Genomic DNA, 18,644 nt, shown 5'->3' on the forward strand with positions numbered 1-18,644 from the left:
GCACCGGTTGGTGGCCCACCACATCGGTGGGCCACCAGCCGAGCGCGAGAGCCCGGCGCCGGCCGACGACACCAGCCAACGGTTTCCCGCCCGGGTCGCGAGGAGGTGCTGCCGGCCACGGTCACCTCGACTGGCCGAGCCGGCCCTGTCCCCTAGCGGACTGTTCGCCCCGCCAGTACCGCGTGAATGATCCAGACCGGCGCCCACAACCCGCACGTCAGGACCGTGGCGACCAGGTGCAGCGTGTGCGCGCCGCCGGACAGACCGATCTTGCGCGGCATCCCATAGCCGGGCGCGACCGTTGCCGCCGCATACGCCCCGACCTGGTTGTTGATCACCACCGACGGCTGCGCCGGCTGCTGCAGCCGCGCGGCCAGCTGCTGCGCCGCCCACCGGTACGCCTCGTCGTGGGCGTGATCGGCCGGGGCGCCCTGCGCCCGGTAGTGGGCGAAGGCCTGCCGATATTCGTCGGAGTCCTCGATCGGGTCGCGGCGCGGCGGCGGCTGATAGGCCGGGGCGGGCTGCGGCTGCCAGCTCGTCGGCGGGTACGTCTGCTCGACGGACGCCGTTTCGCGGTAGGGCTGAACGGGATAGGGCTGCGCCTCGTCGCTGATCGGCTCGGGCGTGTACTGCGGCTGCGGCCGCCCATAGACGGTGCCGCTCGTGCGCGGCGGGTAAGTCTCGTGGCGGTCGTAACCGTGCGGGATGGTCACCTCGCGACACTAAGTACGACACCGCGTCCGCCGGCTCCCTGGCGGCGCGGTCTCAGCCGGGAGCAGCGAACTCACGCCCGGGCGGCGACCGAGGTGTGTCCGTTCGCGGTGTAACGCCGCCGATCAGCTACCGGCCGTTCAGGGGTCATACGCCGCCCGCACCATCCTCTTCCGGCCGAGGCGCCGAGCTCCCACACGCACGGCCTGCGCTTGGCATCCGAGCGACGCCCGTCACATGGCGAGTTCCTCGCCGGCCGTCGACTCAGCGGTCGCTGCCACCCCGGCCCCGTCCCCCGCAGCTACAACCAGCAGGACCCGGAGGACTGCGGCCGCAGGTGAGAGCCCCCATGTCCTGACCGACCCCACCCCGGCGGGCAAGGCGCCGACAAACGGCGGTCGTCCCTGCGGGCCGCTGCGCTCGACCGCAGTTTCCCGGCTTGTCTCCCTTGCCCGCCGGAGCGATGGCCGGTCCGAACGGGCTCGTCACCGCGGCGCTGCCCCGGGCCACCACCGGCCCGGCGCCGCGACCGACACGAGCCCCAGGAGGCACCTCATGACGCTGTTCAACTTCACCATCGAGGGCAACCTCACCGGCGAGCCGAAGCTCACCGTCCTGCAGAGCGGCATCCCGGTCTGCCGCTTCACCCTCGTGCGCAACCCCCGCCGCCGCAACGCCGAGGGCAAGTGGGAGGACGGCGACGGCCTCTTCCTCAACCTGACCGCCTGGCGGGGCCTCGCCGAGCGCGCCGCCGAACTCCGCAAGGGCGACACCGTCGTGGTGGGCCTCCGCGACGACTTCCACGTCGAGACCTACAACGGCCGGGCCTACCTCCACGCGACCGTCGACACCCTCGCGGTCTCCCTCCGCTTCAACCCGGCCACCAGCCGGCGCACCCCGCGCGCCGAGGCTGCGGCCGCCCACACCGTGCAAACCCCCGACGGCGAGGTCTTCGCCGCCTCGTCCAGCGGCGAGGCCTGGGCCAGCACGGATCTGGAGGTCGTCAGCTGACACCGCTGATGCCCGGTCCTGCACCCCCGGGGCCGGGCATCACCTATCCCGCTGCCTGCGCGTCACGCCGAGGTGGCCATAGCGACTGAACGGACCACGAGCTCGTACGCCGTCACCGACCAGCGAGCCACCGTTGCAGTCGGCCTGTCGCGCTAGCCGGGAGCTGCGGTCGACGCCCGGTGTTCTGGCCGACGCCGGGCCGCGCGGCAAGGGGCGTCGGCGAGCCCGGCTCTCCGGCTTCGCGTCGCACGGACGGCCTCGCCGACGCTCACCCCTTGCGCCACGGCGCCGCCGCCGGCCCGGCCGGGCGCGTCACCGCGGCTCCCCGGCGCAACCGCCGCCGGCGGGCCGCACCCCACCTGATCCCCGGAGGAAGCAGTGCATCGCGTCGTCCTGATCCACCGCACCACTCATGCCGATCGATCAACCCCGACCGGCACCCGTCCACCCCTGCAGCTCGTCACGCCCAACGCGGCCCCCAGCCGCGCCACCGCCGTACGGGCCACCGTCCGACGCCGGCAGCGCCAATGGCGTCTGTCGTTGTTCGCCACCGCGGAACTCGTGCGCGGCCACCACCGCTCCTGCCCGCATGCCGCGGACCCGCGCACCGAAACGCCGCGGATGCTCCGCGTCATCGTCGGCGTTCGCGGCTCGACCTACCGCGACGGCACGCGCGTCGCCGACGCCATGCACGCAATCGCCTACGAGGTCACGATCCGCCGCTGACACGCCGCCCGCTCGCCCGTCCAGCCCGGCGCCCTCGACCGGCGCCGGGCCACTCCCTGCAGCAACCGGAGGTCCACCATGTCCACCCCCGACTCCGGCGAACCGCTCGCCGAACTCCAACCGCTCCGGCACAGCTGGCTGCTGGTCCCGCACGCTCGACTCCGGGTCGTCAAACTCGGTCAGCTCAGCACGCCCCGAGGCGTCGCCTTCACCGCCGGCGTCACCCTCGACGGCCGACCCGTCGGCGCGATCCACAACAGCGGCCACGGCGGCGCCACCGTCTTCGCGCCCCTCGACCGCGCCGCCTTCGGTCGCGCTGAACTCGACGAGTACGTCCAGGCGAGCCGCACCTCTCGCGGAGCGCTAGTCACCACCGAATGGGTCCTCGAGGAGCTAATCACCGAGTACGAAGGCGACCGGCACATAGACCGGGCCGCGACGAGCAACCAGCTCGCGGTCCGCCGCCTCGTCAAGCGCACCATCGATCTCAGCCCGAACACCACCGTCTTCGACGTCTCCAGTCTCAGAACGGTCCCTTCGGACGCCGCCCGCCGTCACCGGACCGGTCTCGCAGGTCTTCTCCCCGCGCCGGAGAGCGACCAATGGTGGCAGGTCTGGACCACCGACAACGGCTGGACCGACGTGACCACCCGACCCGACGACGTTTAGAAGTCCCCACAGGATGGGAGGCCCGGTAGACGCCGGGCCTCCCATCCTGTCGCCCTCGACCTCTGGCGGCCGGCGCCGGCAGCACTATCTGACCGAAGCCGCGCCGCTGCGAGACCGCAAGCCGATCGCGAGCAACGCGAATCCGCTCACCACCATCAACCCATCCACAGCCAGCGGCCCCAGCCCCGCGCCGAGCCGATCCTCCCCGTACACGCGCAGCAGGCCGCTCATGTGCCGGTAAGACATGTAAGCCGCGATCAGCGCCACCAGCACCGCCCCGCCGTACCGTGCCAGCCCCCACCAGACACCAGGCGGCCACGGCACACGGACCACGACCTCCACCGCGCCGAGCAGCAGCAACGGCCAACACGCCGCGGCCACCACCGCCCCCGGATCGGGCACGAACGTCCCCGGCACCCCGAACGCCGCCGGCACTCCCGCCTGCCGCAGCGCCTCACTGGGATGGAACGTGTGCGCAACGTTCGCGCTCACCGACAGCACCACCCCACCCAGGAACGCGGCCAGCGCAGCCCAGTACCCGGGTGAACGCCCGTGCCGCGCAACGTTCGGAATTGCCGGATCCGGCACGACCGGCCCGCCGATTTCCCTCGACGCCTCCCGCACAGGGCCGGCGACGGCGCCCGGTTCCGCCCCGGACGATTCTTCCGGCCGCGCAGCCTCGGCCTTCGCGGCCGGCCTCACCGCGATGATCGGACGCAACGCGCTGGCGTCGAGCGGCGGGGCCGCGGCACGAACCGCGGCGATCTGCGCGCGGGCCCACCGCTCAGACATTCCCAGCGTCTCCGCCAGCGCCCCGGCGCTCAGCGGCGCACCGGTCTCCAGGCTGCGGCGATAGATCTCGTGCGCCCGCGACCGCCGCTCCGCGCGTTGCCGTGCCGTGCTGCCGCTCACCGAACCCCACCGCCCTCCCCGTCGTGCCGGCGCGACTCAGCACCGACCGGCTCCTCGTCGTCTCCGCCGCTGCGCACTCGGGTGACGCCGCCCGGCATTTCCTCGTCCGTCTCCTGCTCGGCGTCCGCAGCGCCGAGGACCGCGCGGGCTCGCGGTTCCGCCCGCCGCACACCCGCCAGCGCGGTGCGCACTTCCGCGACGCTCAACCCGGTGAGCTTCACGATCGAGGCGCGGGTCTCCCCCAGCCAGAACAGCTGATGCAGCGCCACCACGCTCAAGCCCTTGCTGTCGGCCGCTGCCTGCTCGGCGTCAGCAAGGATCCGCGCCGCCCGAGCCTCTGCCTGCCGCCGGATCCGCTCGGCGTCCCCCGCGCATTCGAAATAGACCGCGAGGGCGTTCTCCACCTCCAATTCGCGTACCCGGCGCTGCGCGTGCCGCGCACTACCGGCCTCCTGCGCCCGGCGTAAAGCCTGGGCCCGAACTCGTGTGCTTCGTTTTCTCATGCACTCCACGCTAAGCGTGATATTGGCACTCCGGAACAGTTGCCGAAAAGACAGGGAAAGACAATGAGAAAACGTAAATCATCATTGACGATTCATCCATGAAATAGGACACGAGCCAACATCACACCAGCTCAGAAGCCGGATAATCCAGCGAACCAATCAAGGTAGAAGTCGACAGGACACCTCTTGCACGTGTCGTGAACATGGCCCAAGGTGGTGCACACGACAGCGCTTCACACAGCAATCGAGGACCACTCATGGAGCCACGAAAGAAGTCGGAGAACGGCGCCACCCGATCGTGGTAATGACTATTCATAAACTGACGGTCGGCGACGGATACACCTACCTGACCCGGCACATCGCCGGCGGCGACACCCCACGAGCCCGTGACCAGTCGGCCGGCGACTACTACACCGCAGCGGGCAACCCACCGGGGCGCTGGATCGGCCGGGGCGTTCCGCTGCTCGGGCTCGATGGCCAGCAAGTCACCGAGGAGCAGATGAAGGCGTTGTTCGGGCACGGGCAGCACCCGAACGCCACCGCGATCATCACGAGCTATCAGGACGGACATCTCCAAGCCGGGATGAGCGACGTGCAGGTTCAGCAGGTCCAAGCGGACGCGAGGAAGGCCGCGACGCTGGGCTTGGGGTTTCCCGCGTACAAGCCGCTGGCGCCGTTCGCCGACCGCGTCCGGAAGCGCCTCGACGACGTCACCGAGCAGACCGGCCGCGCGCCCACACCGGCGGAGGCTGCGAAGATCCAGCGGGAGGAATCCCGCCGTCAGCGCGCCGCAGTGGCCGGCTTCGACGTCGTGTTCGCGCCCGTGAAATCCGCCGCGCTGCTGTGGGCGCTCGACGGCCGCGCGTGGGTGCGCGACGCGGTCCGCGCCGCCCACGACGAGGCCAAGTCGGCGGCGCTGGCGATGCTCGAGGAACACGCCGCGTTCACCCGCACTGGCACAGGTGGTATCGCGCAGATCGCCACCGACGGGCTGATCGCGGCGGCGTTCGACCACTACGACTCCCGCGACGGCGACCCCAACCTGCACACCCACGTGGCCATCGTGAACAAGGTCCGAGGCGTCGACGGGAAGTGGCGATCCCTGGACGCGCGCGCCTTGTACCGGATCACGGTGGCCGCGTCCGAGCGGTACAACACCGCCTTTCAGGCGTCATTGACTGCGCGTCTCGGGGTGTCGTGGCGGGAGGTGAAGAAGCGCGGACGCGAACCGGTCTACGAGATCGACGGCATTCCCGACGCGGTCGCGCGGCACTTCTCCCAGCGGCGCGCCGCGATCGAAACCCGTTACGACCAGCTGCTTGCCGAGTACCGCTCCGCGCACGGTCACGACCCGCCGATCGGCGTCTGCCAGCGCCTGGCCCGACAGGCCACGCTCGACACGCGACACGGTAAGAAGCCGCCGCGGTCGCTTCCGGCGATGCGTGCCGAGTGGCGCGCATCCGTAGAGACGGTCTTTGGTCACTCAATGTTGTCGCAACTGGCCACGGCTGTGCCGGCTCCTTCAGGCAATGGCACATCGGCACCCCCTGACATTGACGCGCTCGCCGCCGAGCTGGCCGACCAGGTCGTCGCCGCCGTCGGCGAGGTCCGTTCCACCTGGACAAGATGGAACCTGCACGCCGAAGCCGAACGGCTCCTGCGCGCCATCGGCCTGGCCACCGACCCGGCCGTGCACCGCGCGCTGGTCGACGCGGCTGTCGACCACGCCGTCGCACCGGAACGATCGATCACCGTCGAAGCCCCCGCCCTCGTCGACGAACCCGCCGAACTCCGCCGCGCCGACGGCGAATCCCTCTTCGTCGAACACGCCGCCGCCCGCTACACCAGCACCACAGTGCTCGACGCCGAACAACGCCTCGTCGACGCTGCCGCGACCATCACCGACGGCGCGCTCCCGGCCGTGCTGGTCGACGCAGCCCTCACCGAATTCAGCCACACCCACGGCCGGCCGCTCGATGCCGGGCAGCAGCGGCTGGTCACCGCATTCGCCACCAACCCCCGGCTACTCGTCGTCGGACTCGGCGCGGCCGGCACCGGCAAGACCACCGCGATGCGCGCCTACCTCCACACCCTGCGCGCCGGAGGGCAACGCCTCGTGCCGCTGGCCACCTCCGCCGCCGCAGCCGCCATCCTCGCCACCGAGCTCAACGTCCCCGCAGAAAACCTGCACAAGTTCCTCTACGAGTACACCAACGGACTCTGCGCCGACCAACTCCGAGCCGGCGCCCCGGTACCGGCCGCCTACCAGCAGTTCGCACTGCGGCCCGGCGATGTCGTTCTCGTCGACGAAGCCGGCATGGCCGGAACCCCCAACCTCTACCGGCTCGTCACCCTCGCCCGCCAGCGCGGCGCACGTGTCCGGCTCCTCGGCGACTACCGGCAACTCGGCGCCGTGGAGTCCGGCGGCGCCCTGCGCCTGCTCGCCACCGAAGCCGGCGCTGTCGAACTCTCGACCCTGCACCGCTTCACCGACCCGGCCGAAGCCACCGCCACCCTCGGGCTCCGCGAAGGCCGGACCCAATCCCTGGACTTCTACGAAACCCACGGCCGGATCCGCGGCGGATCCGAGCAGGCCATGCTCGACGCCGTCTACACCGGCTGGCTCACCGACATCCGCGCCGGAGCGGTCAGCCTTATGTCCGCAGCAACCAACGCCGACGTGACCGCGCTCGCCGCGCGGGCCCGCACCGATCGGATCGCACTCGGCCAGGTCGAGCATCAGGGATTGTTATTGCACGACGGTAATCACGCCGGCCGGGGCGACTGGGTCGTCACCCGCCGCAACAACCGACGACTCACCAGCCACGGCGGCCACGACTTCGTTCGCAACGGAGACCCCTGGCGCGTGCTGCACCGCCACCGCGACGGGTCGCTCACCGCCCAGCACCTCACCCACGGCGGCCGCGTCCGACTCCCGGCTCGCTACGTCGCCGAACATGTCGAACTGCTGTACGCCACCACAGTGCACCGAGCCCAAGGCTCCACGGTCGACACCGCCCACGCCCTGGTCACTCCCGAGATGGGCCGAGAGCACCTCTACGTCGCGGCTACCCGTGCCCGCCGGTCCACCCACCTCTACGTCCCCACCCATGAACTCCTCCCCCTCGACGAAGACGAACGCCTCGACCGCACCCGCTACGACCCGCGAGTCCGCGCCGCCCGCGAAGTCCTCGACACCGTCCTCGGCCGCGAAAACGCTGAACTGTCCGCGACCGAGACCATCCGCGACAACCAGGAACGCGCCGCGTCGTTGGCCACGCTCGTCCCGCGGTATCTCTACGTCGCCGACCTGCTCGCTGAAAGGCGCTATAAGCCGATCATCCGCTCGCTCTTCGCCGACCAGGCCGACGGGCTCCTCGACGACCCGGCGTGGCCCGCCCTCGTTCGAGCGGTCCACCGCGCCGAAGCCGCCGGCTGGCAACCCGAACAACTGCTCGCTGCCGCCCTCACGTACCGGCCACTCGACGACGCCGAGTCCCTCGCAAAGGTCATCGCGTGGCGCTGCGAACGGATCGTCAAGGAGCAGCACCCTGGCGCCTGGCTCATTCAGCCAACCTCGGAACAAGCCGAGCGGTACGCGGAACTCGTCCACCAGGCGACCGGTGTCCGGCCCGACCGGGCAGATGCGCTTCTTCTTCCGCATGCGCTCGAAGCCGCACCGGTAGTCGCACGACCCGAGCACTACGCCAGCGTCCCCATCGACCACCTGGCCGACTACGCCACCCACGCCGCCACTCTCCTCGGGAGCGAGTCCCGGCAGATCGAGGCCCACCACGCGTGGCCGCGCCTCGCTGCCACACTGGCCGCAGCGCGCCGCCACGGTCACGATCCGATAGCCATGCTCGACGATGCCGTTCGACCAGAATCGAAGCCGGAGGATGTCGCTGACCTCACCAACGCCGCCAAGCAGATCACACGACGCCTCCGCCTCCCCGCCGACGAGATCCGGATCCCGCGCGCGCTCGCCGCCTCCGACCTGGCAAACCGTGTCCTCGGCGAGGACATCGCCGACCGAGTCCGCGCCGAGACGCCCTGGCCTGCGCTCCGCTCTGCCCTGAGTCGCGCTGCCCGCATAGGACACGACCCTGAGCAACTCCTCCGCAAAGCCGCCGCCGAGCCGCTGCCACTGCGCGTGCAGCTATCCCAACACCTCGCGCAGTGCATCCTCTACCTCACCACGACGGCGCCCAGTCCTAGCGGCGGGGAATGGCGCAACCTCGCGTGGGCACTCGCGGCCCACGAACACACAGGTGGCCACGCTGCGGACCTCCTTTCGACCGAACTCGCCGACCTAACGCTCAGCAACCTCAGCCGGCGCGCCCAAGACAACGCGGCCCGCAGCCGCGCAGCGCGCACCTCCTCGGACGGGATGCTGCCCTGGATCCCCCCGGTCGCCCACCACGAGCCCGACAGCGCGCTCACCGCCTACCTTCGCCAGGCTCGCGACGAAATCACTCAGCGCGTCGAGCACATCGCTGCCCTCGCCAGAGCGGACACACCAGAATGGCTGACCGCGCTCGGGCAGCCGCCCGTCGACTACGGGGTCTGCCGCCGCTGGAACGAAGCGCTTGGCGTCGTCGCCGCCTACCGCGACCAGCAACATGTCACCGACGACGATCGAGCCCACCCGCTAGGTCCCTACATCGAGGAGGGACGCGCGGGCCACGGCGCCTACTGGCACGCAGCGGCCGCTCTGGTAACCGCCCGGCAGCTCGCCACCACCGGGCTCAGCCTCCAGCCCCGCCGCCCCACCGACCCCAGCGAGGTCAGCACCGCCCACCGAATCGCTGTCGACACCTATCTCGGCCTAGACGCTGCCGGACGCGAGGTGATCGCCAGCACCATGGTCGCCCGTCTCGGAAATCTCTGGCAGGGTACCGCCACCGACCTTGACGCAGGCATCACCCAGCCTGCCTATGCGCGTCAGCTCCAGGACACGCTCACGCAAGCCGGGCACCTCGGCAAAGCCGGTCCAGATCCGGCCCGTGCGCCCAGCGCGCAAGAGTCGGAGTCTCGGCGACGCACGATTGGCCCGCACAGGAGCGCGGCGTCGCAACGGCTGACACGGGGAGGCCAAGCGCAGCCATCAGCTACGCCTGCACAGCTTGAGCGGCTACGCCATCCCACTCATCAGCAGGGCCGACAGCAGCCGCGACTGTAGTTCAGCCGGTCGCGTCGGGACTGATCGTCGCCTGAGTCGCTCGGCTCTCAAATCAGTGCCGCGAGGAGATCGTCGATCGTCCGGCGGAGTCGGACGCCGGGACGCTGTCCGAACCGGCGACGGTGTGCGCGGGCACGCTCAGCCGCTGGATGCGACCCCGTGACGTCGACGCCATGCCCGACACCGGCGCCCTGCAGCACGGTGCTGTAGACGCAGCTTGGCTTGCAGCCGTCCAGGACGTTGTCGAGAGTTCCAGTTGCAAAATGGTAGAGGTTGCCCCCTAGATCGCCGATGCCGTTCGGCGCGATGGTGGCCGTCAACAACTGGAGGACCTCGTTGGCGGCCGTGGCGGCAGAGAACGGGAACACGTTCTCGTTGCGGCGGAGCGGGTGGTCGGCGTCGAGGCCGACGATATAGGTGGCGTCGTCCAGCATCCCGGTGCGTTCGAGAGAGACGAGCCCGGGGTCGTACTGGCCGAGGCATTCGAGACACGCGCGGCCCGGTGCCGCGAGGTGTGAACGCCATTCTGCACCGCGTAGGCCGCGGGGGCTGGCTCGGACCAGGATGCCTCCATCGACGACGGGGATGAGGTGGGCGTAGGCCGCGAGGTTGAGAGCAGCCCGGGGCCATGGTCGATCGACGCAGCTGAAGATCACGTCGCAGTCCAGGGCATGCGCGAAGCCTGCAGGCTCGGTGACGGAATAGTCCAACCCCCGGATGCGAGGGCGCCGGGCGGTGGCGGAGTAGCGCAGCGCGCGGGCCAGTACGTCAACCTTGGCCCGTCGCAGTTGGGCATCGCGTAGGCGGGCGTGAAGGAGGCGGTCGAGGTTGACAATCTCGACCGTGTCGAAGTCGAAAAGCGTGATGTATTCGATCCCGACGCGTGCGAGCGCCTCCGCTACGAGGGCCCCGACGCTTCCGGCGCCGACGACGCCGACGTGCAGCCTCGCCAAGGAGGACTGCTTCTCCTCGCCCCACGCTGAGACCGTACGAGCTTGGCTGGAGCGGGAGGCCGGCGCTGGTCGCAGGCTGTTGTTCCAGGTGACAGCGATGCGATCACCGACTTCGCGCACGCTCTCGCACCACATCGGCTCATGACGGCGGGCGCCGACGCGGTGCCAAAACCGGGCGCTGTGGGCGCGATCGATTCCGGCGAAGGTCAGTCCCAGTAGCGGCAGACCGGTGATGGCTGTCGCCTGTCCGGCGTGGCCTGCTTCGGCTGCCTGATCGTCGCGGCTCAGGCTCTGCCAGCCGCGGCCAGTCGGATGGCTGTGGATCAGAGCGAGCCCGCATCCAGCCGCGGCGGCGCGGGCCGCTGCGCGGAGGAAGTACGCCGAGGTGAACGAGACGTTGCCGTGCACATCACGTTCGCCGTCTGCGGGGAGGATCAGCTCGGCGAGAATCGCGGTGGTGCGGGTAGCGCCGACACTGGGGCGCCAGGCCACGAAGCACAGATCTTCCTGTCCATCGTCGCGGTGCAGGTGTGCGGTCAGGCGAGCGGCAAGGTCGGTGGTCATGACCACCGACCTCGTGCCGTCCCGACCGAGAAGAGCAGCGGCGGCTGTTCCAGCCGCGGTCTCGGTCAACATCGCGGTGCCTCAGATCTGCGAGAAGAGGGTGCGGAGGTGGCGGAGGTAGGAGCGGACGGTGCGATCGGCCGGCCAGTTCTGAGCCGGTCGGCTCCAGTACTCCCAGTCGGTCCCGAGCGGCGACGGGTGAACGGCACCACCTGGGTGGCCGAACGGGGGGCTGATGTGCGGGCCCGGTGGTGGCGACATCGGCCAGTCGCCGGGGATCTGCAAGCCGATCCTGATCTCCTCGCCTGCCCGGGTGCCGACCTCGATGCGGTAGGCGAAGGTCACGAACTCGCCCTGCTGGAGGACCTCGTAACCGGAGGCGGTGAGTGCGGCGACGAGCGCCGCCGCACCGACCTCCAGGTGTACGGCCGTCACGAAACCGGAGTCGGGCCGGTCGAGACCGACACGAACACAGAACCGTCGTGGACGCGGATCTCGTCGTTTCCGTGGTTCCGATAGGAGACCTGCTCCCGGCCCTTGAGCTCAACCAGGTAGTGGCTAGCGGGGTCGAGATGCACGAGCGTGAGGATCTCGTTCGGGGTCATCCGGTCGTCGCGGGTCGTGACCCGTTCGTCGTCGACCTTGAAGGTGATGTTTCGACGCGGGCCGTCGTGCCGGTTCGCGTCGGTCTGTGCAGGCAGAGCCATCGGGCTTTCCTCATTTCTCATCACGGTCACCGTCCCTGCCCCACCTCCGGCAGAGTCGGCTTCACTGGAAAAATTTAAACAGATGATCGCTAAGCCCGCAACTCTCCTTCGAGGAGTCGCGCTGGGAGGACGGACGGCCCGGCCGCTGTCATGCTTGTCGTCGTGCGAATCCTGCTGGCTGACCGCCGCCCGTTGCAGCGCGCGGAGTTGGTGATCGACTTTCACGAGGACGAGCACGCGCTGGCCCTCGACGCGCGAGCCCTGCGCTGGGCTAGCCCGCTGGAGCTGGCCGCGATCGTCACCCTCGCGAACGACGCGCATACACGTGGCCGGAAAGTCGCGTTGGTGCTACCGGAGGACCGTGACGTGGCGGCCTACCTGGCTCGGATGAACGTCGTCGATCTCCTTGAGCCGATCGCGGAGATCGACGGCACGATCCCGACTCAAACTCGCAGGGACCACTCGAGCAAGCTGCTGGAAGTGACGGGCGTGACGAGGACGGACGCCAGTGCGGTCGCGGCCAAGCTCGGGCGGATGACCACCAGTCGGCTCGGCAGCAAGATCGGGGTGCTGGCGTTCAAAGCCCTTGGGGAACTCCTTGACAACGCCACCAACCACGGACGCAGCGACATCGGAGCGTTCACCGCCGCTCAGCTCTACACAGGAGCATCGAGCGGCCTGCCGGGATTCGAGTTCGCCGTCTGCGACGCCGGCATGAGCATCTTCGAAAGCCTTCGCGCGAGCGTTCACCACCAGGATCTTGAGGACGATCGTGCCGCGCTCGAACACGCGCTACAGAACGGTGTCAGCAGCACACCATCCCCCGGACGCGGTCACGGCCTAGGTGACCTCGGGGATCAGGTGACCCGCGAAGGAGGGGGGCGCATGCTGCTCCGCAGCGGCTCCGCAGTCGCCAGTGTAGTTCTTCGCGCTCGGCGCCTTGTCACCGCACGGCCGGTAGCAACCCCGACGAACGGAACGTGGGCGTGGCTGCGCGTCCGTGTTCCATGACGCAACGCACTGTGTTTCAATCTGTCGAGTGAAACCGGAATCCGCTGCGCCATTCCTCTTCACCGTCGGGTCGCACAACGACTTCCTCTCCACGCGCGATCTCGGCAAGACCGTCCTGCGCGATCTGGAGGATCAAACCCCGGCTGACACGGCGACCGTGATCATCAACTTCACCGGTGTCGTCGCCATGACTCACAGCTTCGCCGATGAGTTCCTTGGGCAGTACTACTCCGCCCTCGCCACCCAGGACGGCAACCCCACCACCGTGTTCGTGACGGAGCTCAACGACGAACTCCGCGAAACCCTCACAGTGTGCTTCGAACGCCGGGACCTGATAGCGCTCGAGGTCCAAGGACAGGAACTCGGCCTGCTTGCCGCCTCCGAGGTCCTGAACCAGACGTTCGCCCTCGCTCAGGAGCTGAGGACGTTCACAGCGATGAACATCGCGGAGCACCTCAAAATCACCGCGCCGAACGCGAACAACCGACTAAAACGTCTCGTCGCCGCCCGAACACTCCTTCGAGAGCTCCGCGTGGCCGAACGCGGCGGCAAGGAATTCACTTACTCAGTCCCCATCGTCTAGAGAGAACGAGTCGCAAGCCAGCGTGGATGGCCGGGTTGTTCTGCCTACTGCTAGGTGGTCGGAACCCTCGGCCGACGACAAGCCGACGCGGGACGAAGCCCGATCGACACGTACCACTCCTGCAATCGCTGATGGCCAGCGCCGCAGGCGGGCTACCACAGCCTCACAGGCGGACTGTGACCCGCCTCACATTCCGGGCGGGTCCAGCTTCGTTCGCCTGCATCCGGCGAGGTCCGCTAACAAATCACTAACATCGTGACGAAGAGGCCGATCTTCCGCTCGGGAAACCGGCCTCTGAACTGCAAAAACACTGTGGGCGATACTGGGATCGAACCAGTGACCTCTTCGGTGTGAAACACGAATTGCCGGGTTCCCCTAAAACGCACTGGCCTCACCGACGACGTCAACGAGCAGTACTTCGACCTCACGCCTGTCGCGCCCTCGACACCGCCACGATCGATACGCAGGCGGAAGTGAGCGTCAACCAAGCCGCGAGCATCTCACGGCGCGAGCCCGGCCTCCGGAGTCGGCGCCTCGCACGGTTCCAAGCGGAACCACATCACTGGCCCGTAGGAGTCGACGACGTACTGTGCGCACCAGAAGGTGCCGTCGCCGTCAACCTCCTCCATCCAGGGATGCCCATCCGGGCACACGGTGCGCCCGTCCCACACCCAGGTTTGCCACTGGTCTCCGTCCATGCACACGCGGATCGCGCCCGCGTTTTCATACGGCTCCCGGCTCACGCGTTCACCTCAATTCTGCACGCCACACCGGCTCTGCGCTCGGCCGCCGAGGCGTGGATCGTCACTAATCCGGGGCTGCGCACCATTCGCTACGCCTCACCAGGCGCCCTCGTACGGCGAGCGGTCCGGACCCGGGCCGCGTCGAGGGCCTCGACGATCTCGGTCGCGCTGGCACCGTCGCCGACACGGGCAGCGACCTCGGCGAGGATGCCCGAGTACTCATCGCGCATCCCGTTGATCATCTCTTCGGCGTCGGCGTCGAACTGCGCGACAACCCGGCCGAGCGCCTGCTGAAACACCGCCCGCTCGTCCGCTGCCTCCGAAGCGGACGGCAGATGCTCCCCGCCGAGCTTCTCCGTCCGGTTCTGCACCCAGTCGCGGAACGCCGCGGCATCCGCCACCGTCTCCCCGGCCACCCGGACGGCCTGGGACTGGCCTGCCGCTGGACAGAGCAGTTCCGTCGGAGAGACCTCAAGGGCTAGCGCGAACAGCACCAACTCCCCCACCGTGGCTTGCCGGCGCCCGGTCTCGATGTTCGCGAGGACGTACGTCGTCAGCCCGGTGGCCTCCAGCTCTGCGCAGCGCTGGACGAACGCCTGCGCCGTGTAGCCGCTGCGTTGACGCAGTTCTTTCAGCCGCAGCGCGACCACCGTCCCGACCGGGAGGGGTCCGTCCGTTGACGCCAAGCTCAAGCGCGGAGATCTTGCCATATAGACAAGCTAAGCCAGCTTGTTGACTGGAGCAAGCCTCTGACTCATTCTATTTGTCGATTCGACACTGTCGAACCGTCTTGTCTTATAGACAAATAAGGAGCCGGGTCATGGATCAGGGATTGTGGACTCATCGGGAGGCCGCGCGCTACCTCGGCGTCACTCCCGAGACGTTGTACACGTGGGTTGGCCGGAAGGCCGGTGACGATCCGCCGCCGTCCTTGAAGCTCGGACACTTTCGCCGATACGAGCCGGATGCGCTCCGCGCGTGGGCGACCCGCCGGGGATCGGCAGCATCGTGAACGCCCCCTCGCCTATACCGAGCGGCGACAGCGAGCTGCACCAAACCGGCCTCCCGTTGCCCGTACTTCAGACGGCCTCGGACGCGATCCGCCCGTGGTTCTGGGCGGTCTCGCCGATGGGAACCAATGGACGCATCGCCGCCCGATCTACTCTCGACGTGCTCCGGTGGTCGGCCGGCGAACGAGTCCTGATCACGGCCGCGCCAGGAACGCTCTTCGTCGAACGCTCTGCCGACGGGCCACTGCGGATCGACCCGAGCGGGCACCTGCGGTTGCGGGCCGAACAACGCCATGCCGCGCGAGTGTTGGCCGGCGAACGCCTCCTTCTCGTCGCCGATCCACCCCGGGACATACTCGTCGCCTGGACTCCGGCGCGGCTGGCTCCGATCCTCTCCGGCCTCGTCCGTCCCGGCCCCACGGACGACCACAGTGGCTGACGCCCTCGCCGAGCAGTCCGGCGCCGACCTGGAAATGCTCCGGTCGCTGATGAGTCGGATGGGTATCAGCGCCGAGCAGCTGCTCGGCGCCCCCGCTGTCCCCGGCGCCGCCATCCCCGATTTCGCCGAGTACATCGATCGTGTGAGCACCGTCGTCACGCCCGGCACCCGCAAGGTCTACACGCCCTACTGGAACAAGATCCGCGCGGCGTGGGGCCACCGGAAGCTGGACGAACCTACCCCACTCGAAATCCGCCAGCTCGCCGACGACATCCGCTCCAACGCCATGGTCCGCCGCAACACCCGGGGCGGGCGATCCGCCGCCGAGCACCTCATCGCCAGTCTCCGATGCATCTACCGGTATGCCGTCGAAGACGGCTTGATCACTGAGAACCGCAACCCCGCCGTACGCGTCAAGCCACCGCGCCGCCTTGCCAGCACCCGGCACGCGCTCTCCGACACCCAAGTCGCCGACATCGTGCGCGTCGCCACCACGACCGGCAACGATCCCGAACTCGACGGACTGATCCTGCGGATCCATCTCGAGACCGCCTGCCGCCGCGGCGGAGCGCTCGCGGTGCGCCCCATCGATCTCGACCCCGACCAATGCGCCGTCCGGCTGCACGAGAAGGGCGAGACCGTTCGGCTGCAGCCGGTGTCGCCAACCCTCATGCGTGGCCTGGTGCACCACCGCGACACCCGCGGCGTCGGCGATCCCATCGGCCAGTTGCTGCGCTACCGTCACCAGCGCCCGATCACCGCACGCCGCTACGACCACATCTTCGACCGTGTCGGTCGGCGGCTGCCGTGGGTGACCGCGCAGCAGATCAGCATTCACTGGTTCCGTCACACCACCCTAACCTGGGTCGAACGGCGTATCAGTTACGCGGTGGCCCGCGCCTACGCCGGCCACGAAGGCCGCGCAGACGCGGGTACCACCGCCACCTACGTGCGGGCGCACCTGCATGAAGTCGCCGCCGCCCTGGCTGCCCTCACCGGCGAACCGCACCCCCTCGCGACCGGCACCGAACCAGCCCGCACCGCCCTACTCTGACCCGGCCGCCTACTCTGACCGGCCCATCTCGGATCCGGCCGAGGGATGGGCTTCGGCCAGTGGATGGTCCTCTCCGACCAGACCGGCCAGCGCGGCCGCGACCTCCGGCAACTTTGCCCGCGCATAGGTGAGGGTCGTGTCCTCACCACCGGTACCTTCCGCGTGACCGGCGTACGCCTGCGCCACCGCATACCCGTACACCCGCTCCACCCACGTCAACGTCGTGTGCCGCAACCAATGCGCACTCACCCCCTGCGCCGCCGCCCACGGCAGATGCCGGCCGATCCGCGCGAACAGGCTGTTGTACCGGCGCCGCGTGATCGGTGTCCCGTCCATCCGCCGCAACAACTGCCCCTCCCGGGGAGCACCCCGTTCGGCCGCGTGCGCGAGAAGGTGCGCCATCAGCGTCGGGGACACCGGCTGCAGGCGGCTGGTACCACCCTTCTCCCGCAACAAGATCAGACACTGCTCCGCGTCCAGGTCACACGGCCGCAGCGCCAGCGCGCCACCCCTGCGGCACGCGGTCTCGGTGTGCAACCGCAACAACAACGTGTCCAGCACCGGATCATCACCCGTCGACGCGGCCACCTCATTGATCTCCGCCAGCCGCTCCCCGACCAGCGCATGCCGGGTCGAGGCCACCCGCCGCGGCTTGGCCACCCGCTTCGCCGGATTATCGGCGACCAGCTCGTCGTCGACCGCATGCCGATACAAACACCGCAACGCCGCGATGAAATGCTCCGCAGACAGCGACCCACCCCGCCCATTCCGCCTAATCACCCTGCCCGCACGCACTCGCCGGGACAACGCCTCGATCTCCGTCGGCGTCGGCTCATCCAACCGCCGATCACCCCACTGCTCCACCAGCCGATTCCAGTACGAGCCGTACACCCTGCGCGTACCGTCGCTCACCGCCCCCGACACCACCGGCACATACTCCGCGAACGACGGCGCCGCAGGCCGCTCCGACGCCACCGGCGCGAGCAGATCCTCCGGACGGACCCCCAACCGCGCCAGCAAAAGCCGAGCGGCATCCAGCTCCCCGCTGCTCGGCGAGGCCGGCGTCTCGGCGCTCACCCAGCCTCACCGCCCCAGATCGCGCGGTGCGCGGCGGCGACCATCGTGTCCACCGCTGCCGGAGGATGCAGCACCATCCAGCCGTCCTCCGGATCAGCGACCAGAAACACCCGATCCGTCGCGCCCAGGCCGCACCAGCGACGCGCCGCCGCCGGCAACAGCACGAAGCCCTGAGCACTGATCGTGAACAGGCCACGCGGATCAGCGGCGAGCACGATCAGGCCCTGATCGACCTGGACGTCCAGCCGCGTGCCCGCGACCCAGCCCAGCCGGCGCGGGATCCTGCGCTCATTCAGCCGCCCGAACCGGGTGACCGTGGACAACCCGTAGACCGTCCGGCCCGGAGACAGCGGCGGCGGCAACTGCGGCAGCGGAAGCCGGCGCACCGGTGGACGGCGCACCGCGGGCACGATCTCGGCGGCCGGTAGCTGCTGCCGCCCACGCGATAACCGATCTGTGGGCGGGACGAGCCCCGGCACTGACTTCGGAGCGCTCATCGGCCCCACCTGCCCGGATGCGAGGCACCGGCGTGGAGCGACCAACAGAGGAGGGAAGTACGGCGAAGCGGGATCAACCGTACAGGCGTAAAGTATTGCAAGAATGCAATGCTGGAGTGTCCGAGGGGGGACTTGAACCCCCACGCCCTTTCGGGCACTAGCACCTCAAGCTAGCGCGTCTGCCATTCCGCCACCCGGACGCGAGTTCGCCTCTCGGCGACCGCTGGGAGAACCTTACCCAATGCTCCGACGAACTCCCAAGTCGGCCCCATCCCACGTCAGAGAACCGGCT

Annotated in this window: 19 protein-coding genes and 1 tRNA gene; 9 read left to right on the forward strand and 11 right to left on the reverse strand. The window is 69.2% G+C overall.

The genetic code is table 11. From position 1 onward, the window contains the following. Window positions 1–152: 152 nt before the first annotated feature. On the reverse strand, window positions 153–713 hold the full coding sequence (locus ACGFY5_RS33640) for a hypothetical protein (protein WP_392726478.1): 561 nt from the start codon (window positions 711–713) through the stop codon (window positions 153–155). A gap of 553 nt (window positions 714–1,266) precedes the next feature. Between ACGFY5_RS33640 and ACGFY5_RS33645 the strand changes: the two genes are divergently transcribed. From ACGFY5_RS33645 to ACGFY5_RS33655, 3 genes are all read left to right on the forward strand, one after another. After that, on the forward strand, window positions 1,267–1,722 hold the full coding sequence (locus tag ACGFY5_RS33645; protein ID WP_392726480.1) for a single-stranded DNA-binding protein: 456 nt from the start codon (window positions 1,267–1,269) through the stop codon (window positions 1,720–1,722). 378 nt (window positions 1,723–2,100) lie between these two features. Beyond that, window positions 2,101–2,448 carry a hypothetical protein gene (locus ACGFY5_RS33650; protein WP_392726483.1) on the forward strand — a complete coding sequence of 116 codons (348 nt, stop codon included), beginning with the start codon at window positions 2,101–2,103 and terminating at the stop codon, window positions 2,446–2,448. A 78-nt stretch (window positions 2,449–2,526) separates the two neighbouring features. After that, window positions 2,527–3,117, forward strand: coding sequence for a hypothetical protein (locus tag ACGFY5_RS33655; protein WP_392726485.1), 591 nt, complete (start codon window positions 2,527–2,529; stop codon window positions 3,115–3,117). A gap of 84 nt (window positions 3,118–3,201) precedes the next feature. Here ACGFY5_RS33655 and ACGFY5_RS33660 read toward each other — a convergent pair whose 3' ends face one another. Continuing rightward, complete coding sequence (locus ACGFY5_RS33660) at window positions 3,202–4,029, reverse strand: hypothetical protein (RefSeq protein ID WP_392726487.1); 828 nt, start codon at window positions 4,027–4,029, stop codon at window positions 3,202–3,204. Next, entirely contained in the window at window positions 4,026–4,532 is a 507-nt protein-coding gene (locus tag ACGFY5_RS33665) for a hypothetical protein (protein WP_392726489.1), read from the reverse strand. Before ACGFY5_RS33665 ends, ACGFY5_RS33660 begins: the two co-directional genes overlap by 4 nt. A 304-nt stretch (window positions 4,533–4,836) precedes the next feature. Here ACGFY5_RS33665 and mobF point away from each other — a divergent pair, with 304 nt between their 5' ends. Beyond that, on the forward strand, window positions 4,837–9,714 hold the full coding sequence (gene mobF / locus ACGFY5_RS33670; RefSeq protein WP_392726492.1) for a MobF family relaxase: 4,878 nt from the start codon (window positions 4,837–4,839) through the stop codon (window positions 9,712–9,714). Between the two features lie 47 nt (window positions 9,715–9,761). Here the strand turns inward: mobF and ACGFY5_RS33675 are convergent, their stop codons facing one another. The 3 genes from ACGFY5_RS33675 to ACGFY5_RS33685 all read right to left on the reverse strand — a co-directional run bounded on the left by ACGFY5_RS33675 (window position 9,762) and on the right by ACGFY5_RS33685 (window position 11,938). Continuing rightward, window positions 9,762–11,231, reverse strand: a complete 1,470-nt coding sequence (locus ACGFY5_RS33675; RefSeq protein WP_392726495.1) for a HesA/MoeB/ThiF family protein — start codon at window positions 11,229–11,231, stop codon at window positions 9,762–9,764. A gap of 81 nt (window positions 11,232–11,312) precedes the next feature. Then, window positions 11,313–11,666, reverse strand: a complete 354-nt coding sequence (locus ACGFY5_RS33680; protein WP_392726496.1) for a hypothetical protein — start codon at window positions 11,664–11,666, stop codon at window positions 11,313–11,315. Continuing rightward, on the reverse strand, window positions 11,663–11,938 hold the full coding sequence (locus ACGFY5_RS33685; RefSeq protein WP_392726499.1) for a hypothetical protein: 276 nt from the start codon (window positions 11,936–11,938) through the stop codon (window positions 11,663–11,665). Before ACGFY5_RS33685 ends, ACGFY5_RS33680 begins: the two co-directional genes overlap by 4 nt. A gap of 162 nt (window positions 11,939–12,100) precedes the next feature. Between ACGFY5_RS33685 and ACGFY5_RS33690 the strand changes: the two genes are divergently transcribed. Together ACGFY5_RS33690 and ACGFY5_RS33695 are read left to right on the forward strand one after the other, a co-directional pair. Further along, window positions 12,101–12,949: a hypothetical protein gene (locus tag ACGFY5_RS33690; RefSeq protein ID WP_392726502.1), complete on the forward strand. Its 849-nt coding sequence runs from the start codon at window positions 12,101–12,103 to the stop codon at window positions 12,947–12,949. A gap of 28 nt (window positions 12,950–12,977) precedes the next feature. Continuing rightward, window positions 12,978–13,532: an STAS-like domain-containing protein gene (locus tag ACGFY5_RS33695; protein ID WP_392726504.1), complete on the forward strand. Its 555-nt coding sequence runs from the start codon at window positions 12,978–12,980 to the stop codon at window positions 13,530–13,532. A gap of 500 nt (window positions 13,533–14,032) precedes the next feature. On the opposite strand, the gene ACGFY5_RS33700 is transcribed toward ACGFY5_RS33695, so the two are convergent. Further along, window positions 14,033–14,275, reverse strand: coding sequence for a hypothetical protein (locus ACGFY5_RS33700; RefSeq protein ID WP_392726507.1), 243 nt, complete (start codon window positions 14,273–14,275; stop codon window positions 14,033–14,035). A gap of 89 nt (window positions 14,276–14,364) precedes the next feature. Then, a complete protein-coding gene (locus tag ACGFY5_RS33705) occupies window positions 14,365–14,967 on the reverse strand; it encodes a helix-turn-helix domain-containing protein (RefSeq protein WP_392726508.1) in 603 nt (200 codons plus the stop codon). 128 nt (window positions 14,968–15,095) lie between these two features. On the opposite strand from ACGFY5_RS33705, the gene ACGFY5_RS33710 reads away from it, so the two are divergent. From ACGFY5_RS33710 to ACGFY5_RS33720, 3 genes are read left to right on the forward strand one after another with little or no spacing between them, the layout of a single operon-like run. Further along, window positions 15,096–15,287 carry a helix-turn-helix domain-containing protein gene (locus ACGFY5_RS33710; protein WP_392726510.1) on the forward strand — a complete coding sequence of 64 codons (192 nt, stop codon included), beginning with the start codon at window positions 15,096–15,098 and terminating at the stop codon, window positions 15,285–15,287. Then, window positions 15,254–15,724, forward strand: a complete 471-nt coding sequence (locus ACGFY5_RS33715) for a hypothetical protein (RefSeq protein ID WP_392726511.1) — start codon at window positions 15,254–15,256, stop codon at window positions 15,722–15,724. Before ACGFY5_RS33710 ends, ACGFY5_RS33715 begins: the two co-directional genes overlap by 34 nt. 58 nt (window positions 15,725–15,782) lie before the next feature. Then, window positions 15,783–16,778, forward strand: coding sequence for a tyrosine-type recombinase/integrase (locus ACGFY5_RS33720; protein ID WP_392726512.1), 996 nt, complete (start codon window positions 15,783–15,785; stop codon window positions 16,776–16,778). A 9-nt stretch (window positions 16,779–16,787) separates the two neighbouring features. Here ACGFY5_RS33720 and ACGFY5_RS33725 read toward each other — a convergent pair whose 3' ends face one another. From ACGFY5_RS33725 to ACGFY5_RS33735, 3 genes are all read right to left on the reverse strand, one after another. Continuing rightward, window positions 16,788–17,855 (reverse strand): tyrosine-type recombinase/integrase, encoded by a 1,068-nt coding sequence (locus ACGFY5_RS33725; protein WP_392726514.1) that lies wholly within the window; start codon window positions 17,853–17,855, stop codon window positions 16,788–16,790. Then, window positions 17,852–18,352, reverse strand: a complete 501-nt coding sequence (locus ACGFY5_RS33730; protein WP_392726516.1) for a hypothetical protein — start codon at window positions 18,350–18,352, stop codon at window positions 17,852–17,854. Before ACGFY5_RS33730 ends, ACGFY5_RS33725 begins: the two co-directional genes overlap by 4 nt. A 117-nt stretch (window positions 18,353–18,469) precedes the next feature. Then, window positions 18,470–18,552: transfer RNA gene (locus ACGFY5_RS33735), tRNA-Leu, on the reverse strand. Window positions 18,553–18,644 lie beyond the last annotated feature (92 nt).

The sequence above is a fragment of the Cryptosporangium sp. NPDC048952 genome, from assembly GCF_043197895.1.
Classification (GTDB): domain Bacteria; phylum Actinomycetota; class Actinomycetes; order Mycobacteriales; family Cryptosporangiaceae; genus Cryptosporangium.

Bases quoted from the DNA above. Each gene is read 5' to 3' on its own strand.
- ACGFY5_RS33645 (WP_392726480.1), top strand. From the start codon at position 1,267: ATGACGCTGTTCAACTTCACCATCGAGGGCAACCTCACCGGCGAGCCG.
- ACGFY5_RS33655 (WP_392726485.1), top strand. From the start codon at position 2,527: ATGTCCACCCCCGACTCCGGCGAACCGCTCGCCGAACTCCAACCGCTC.
- ACGFY5_RS33665 (WP_392726489.1), bottom strand. From the start codon at position 4,532: ATGAGAAAACGAAGCACACGAGTTCGGGCCCAGGCTTTACGCCGGGCG.
- mobF (WP_392726492.1), top strand. From the start codon at position 4,837: ATGACTATTCATAAACTGACGGTCGGCGACGGATACACCTACCTGACC.
- ACGFY5_RS33675 (WP_392726495.1), bottom strand. From the start codon at position 11,231: ATGACCACCGACCTTGCCGCTCGCCTGACCGCACACCTGCACCGCGAC.
- ACGFY5_RS33685 (WP_392726499.1), bottom strand. From the start codon at position 11,938: ATGGCTCTGCCTGCACAGACCGACGCGAACCGGCACGACGGCCCGCGT.
- ACGFY5_RS33710 (WP_392726510.1), top strand. From the start codon at position 15,096: ATGGATCAGGGATTGTGGACTCATCGGGAGGCCGCGCGCTACCTCGGC.
- ACGFY5_RS33720 (WP_392726512.1), top strand. From the start codon at position 15,783: ATGGGTATCAGCGCCGAGCAGCTGCTCGGCGCCCCCGCTGTCCCCGGC.
- ACGFY5_RS33730 (WP_392726516.1), bottom strand. From the start codon at position 18,352: ATGAGCGCTCCGAAGTCAGTGCCGGGGCTCGTCCCGCCCACAGATCGG.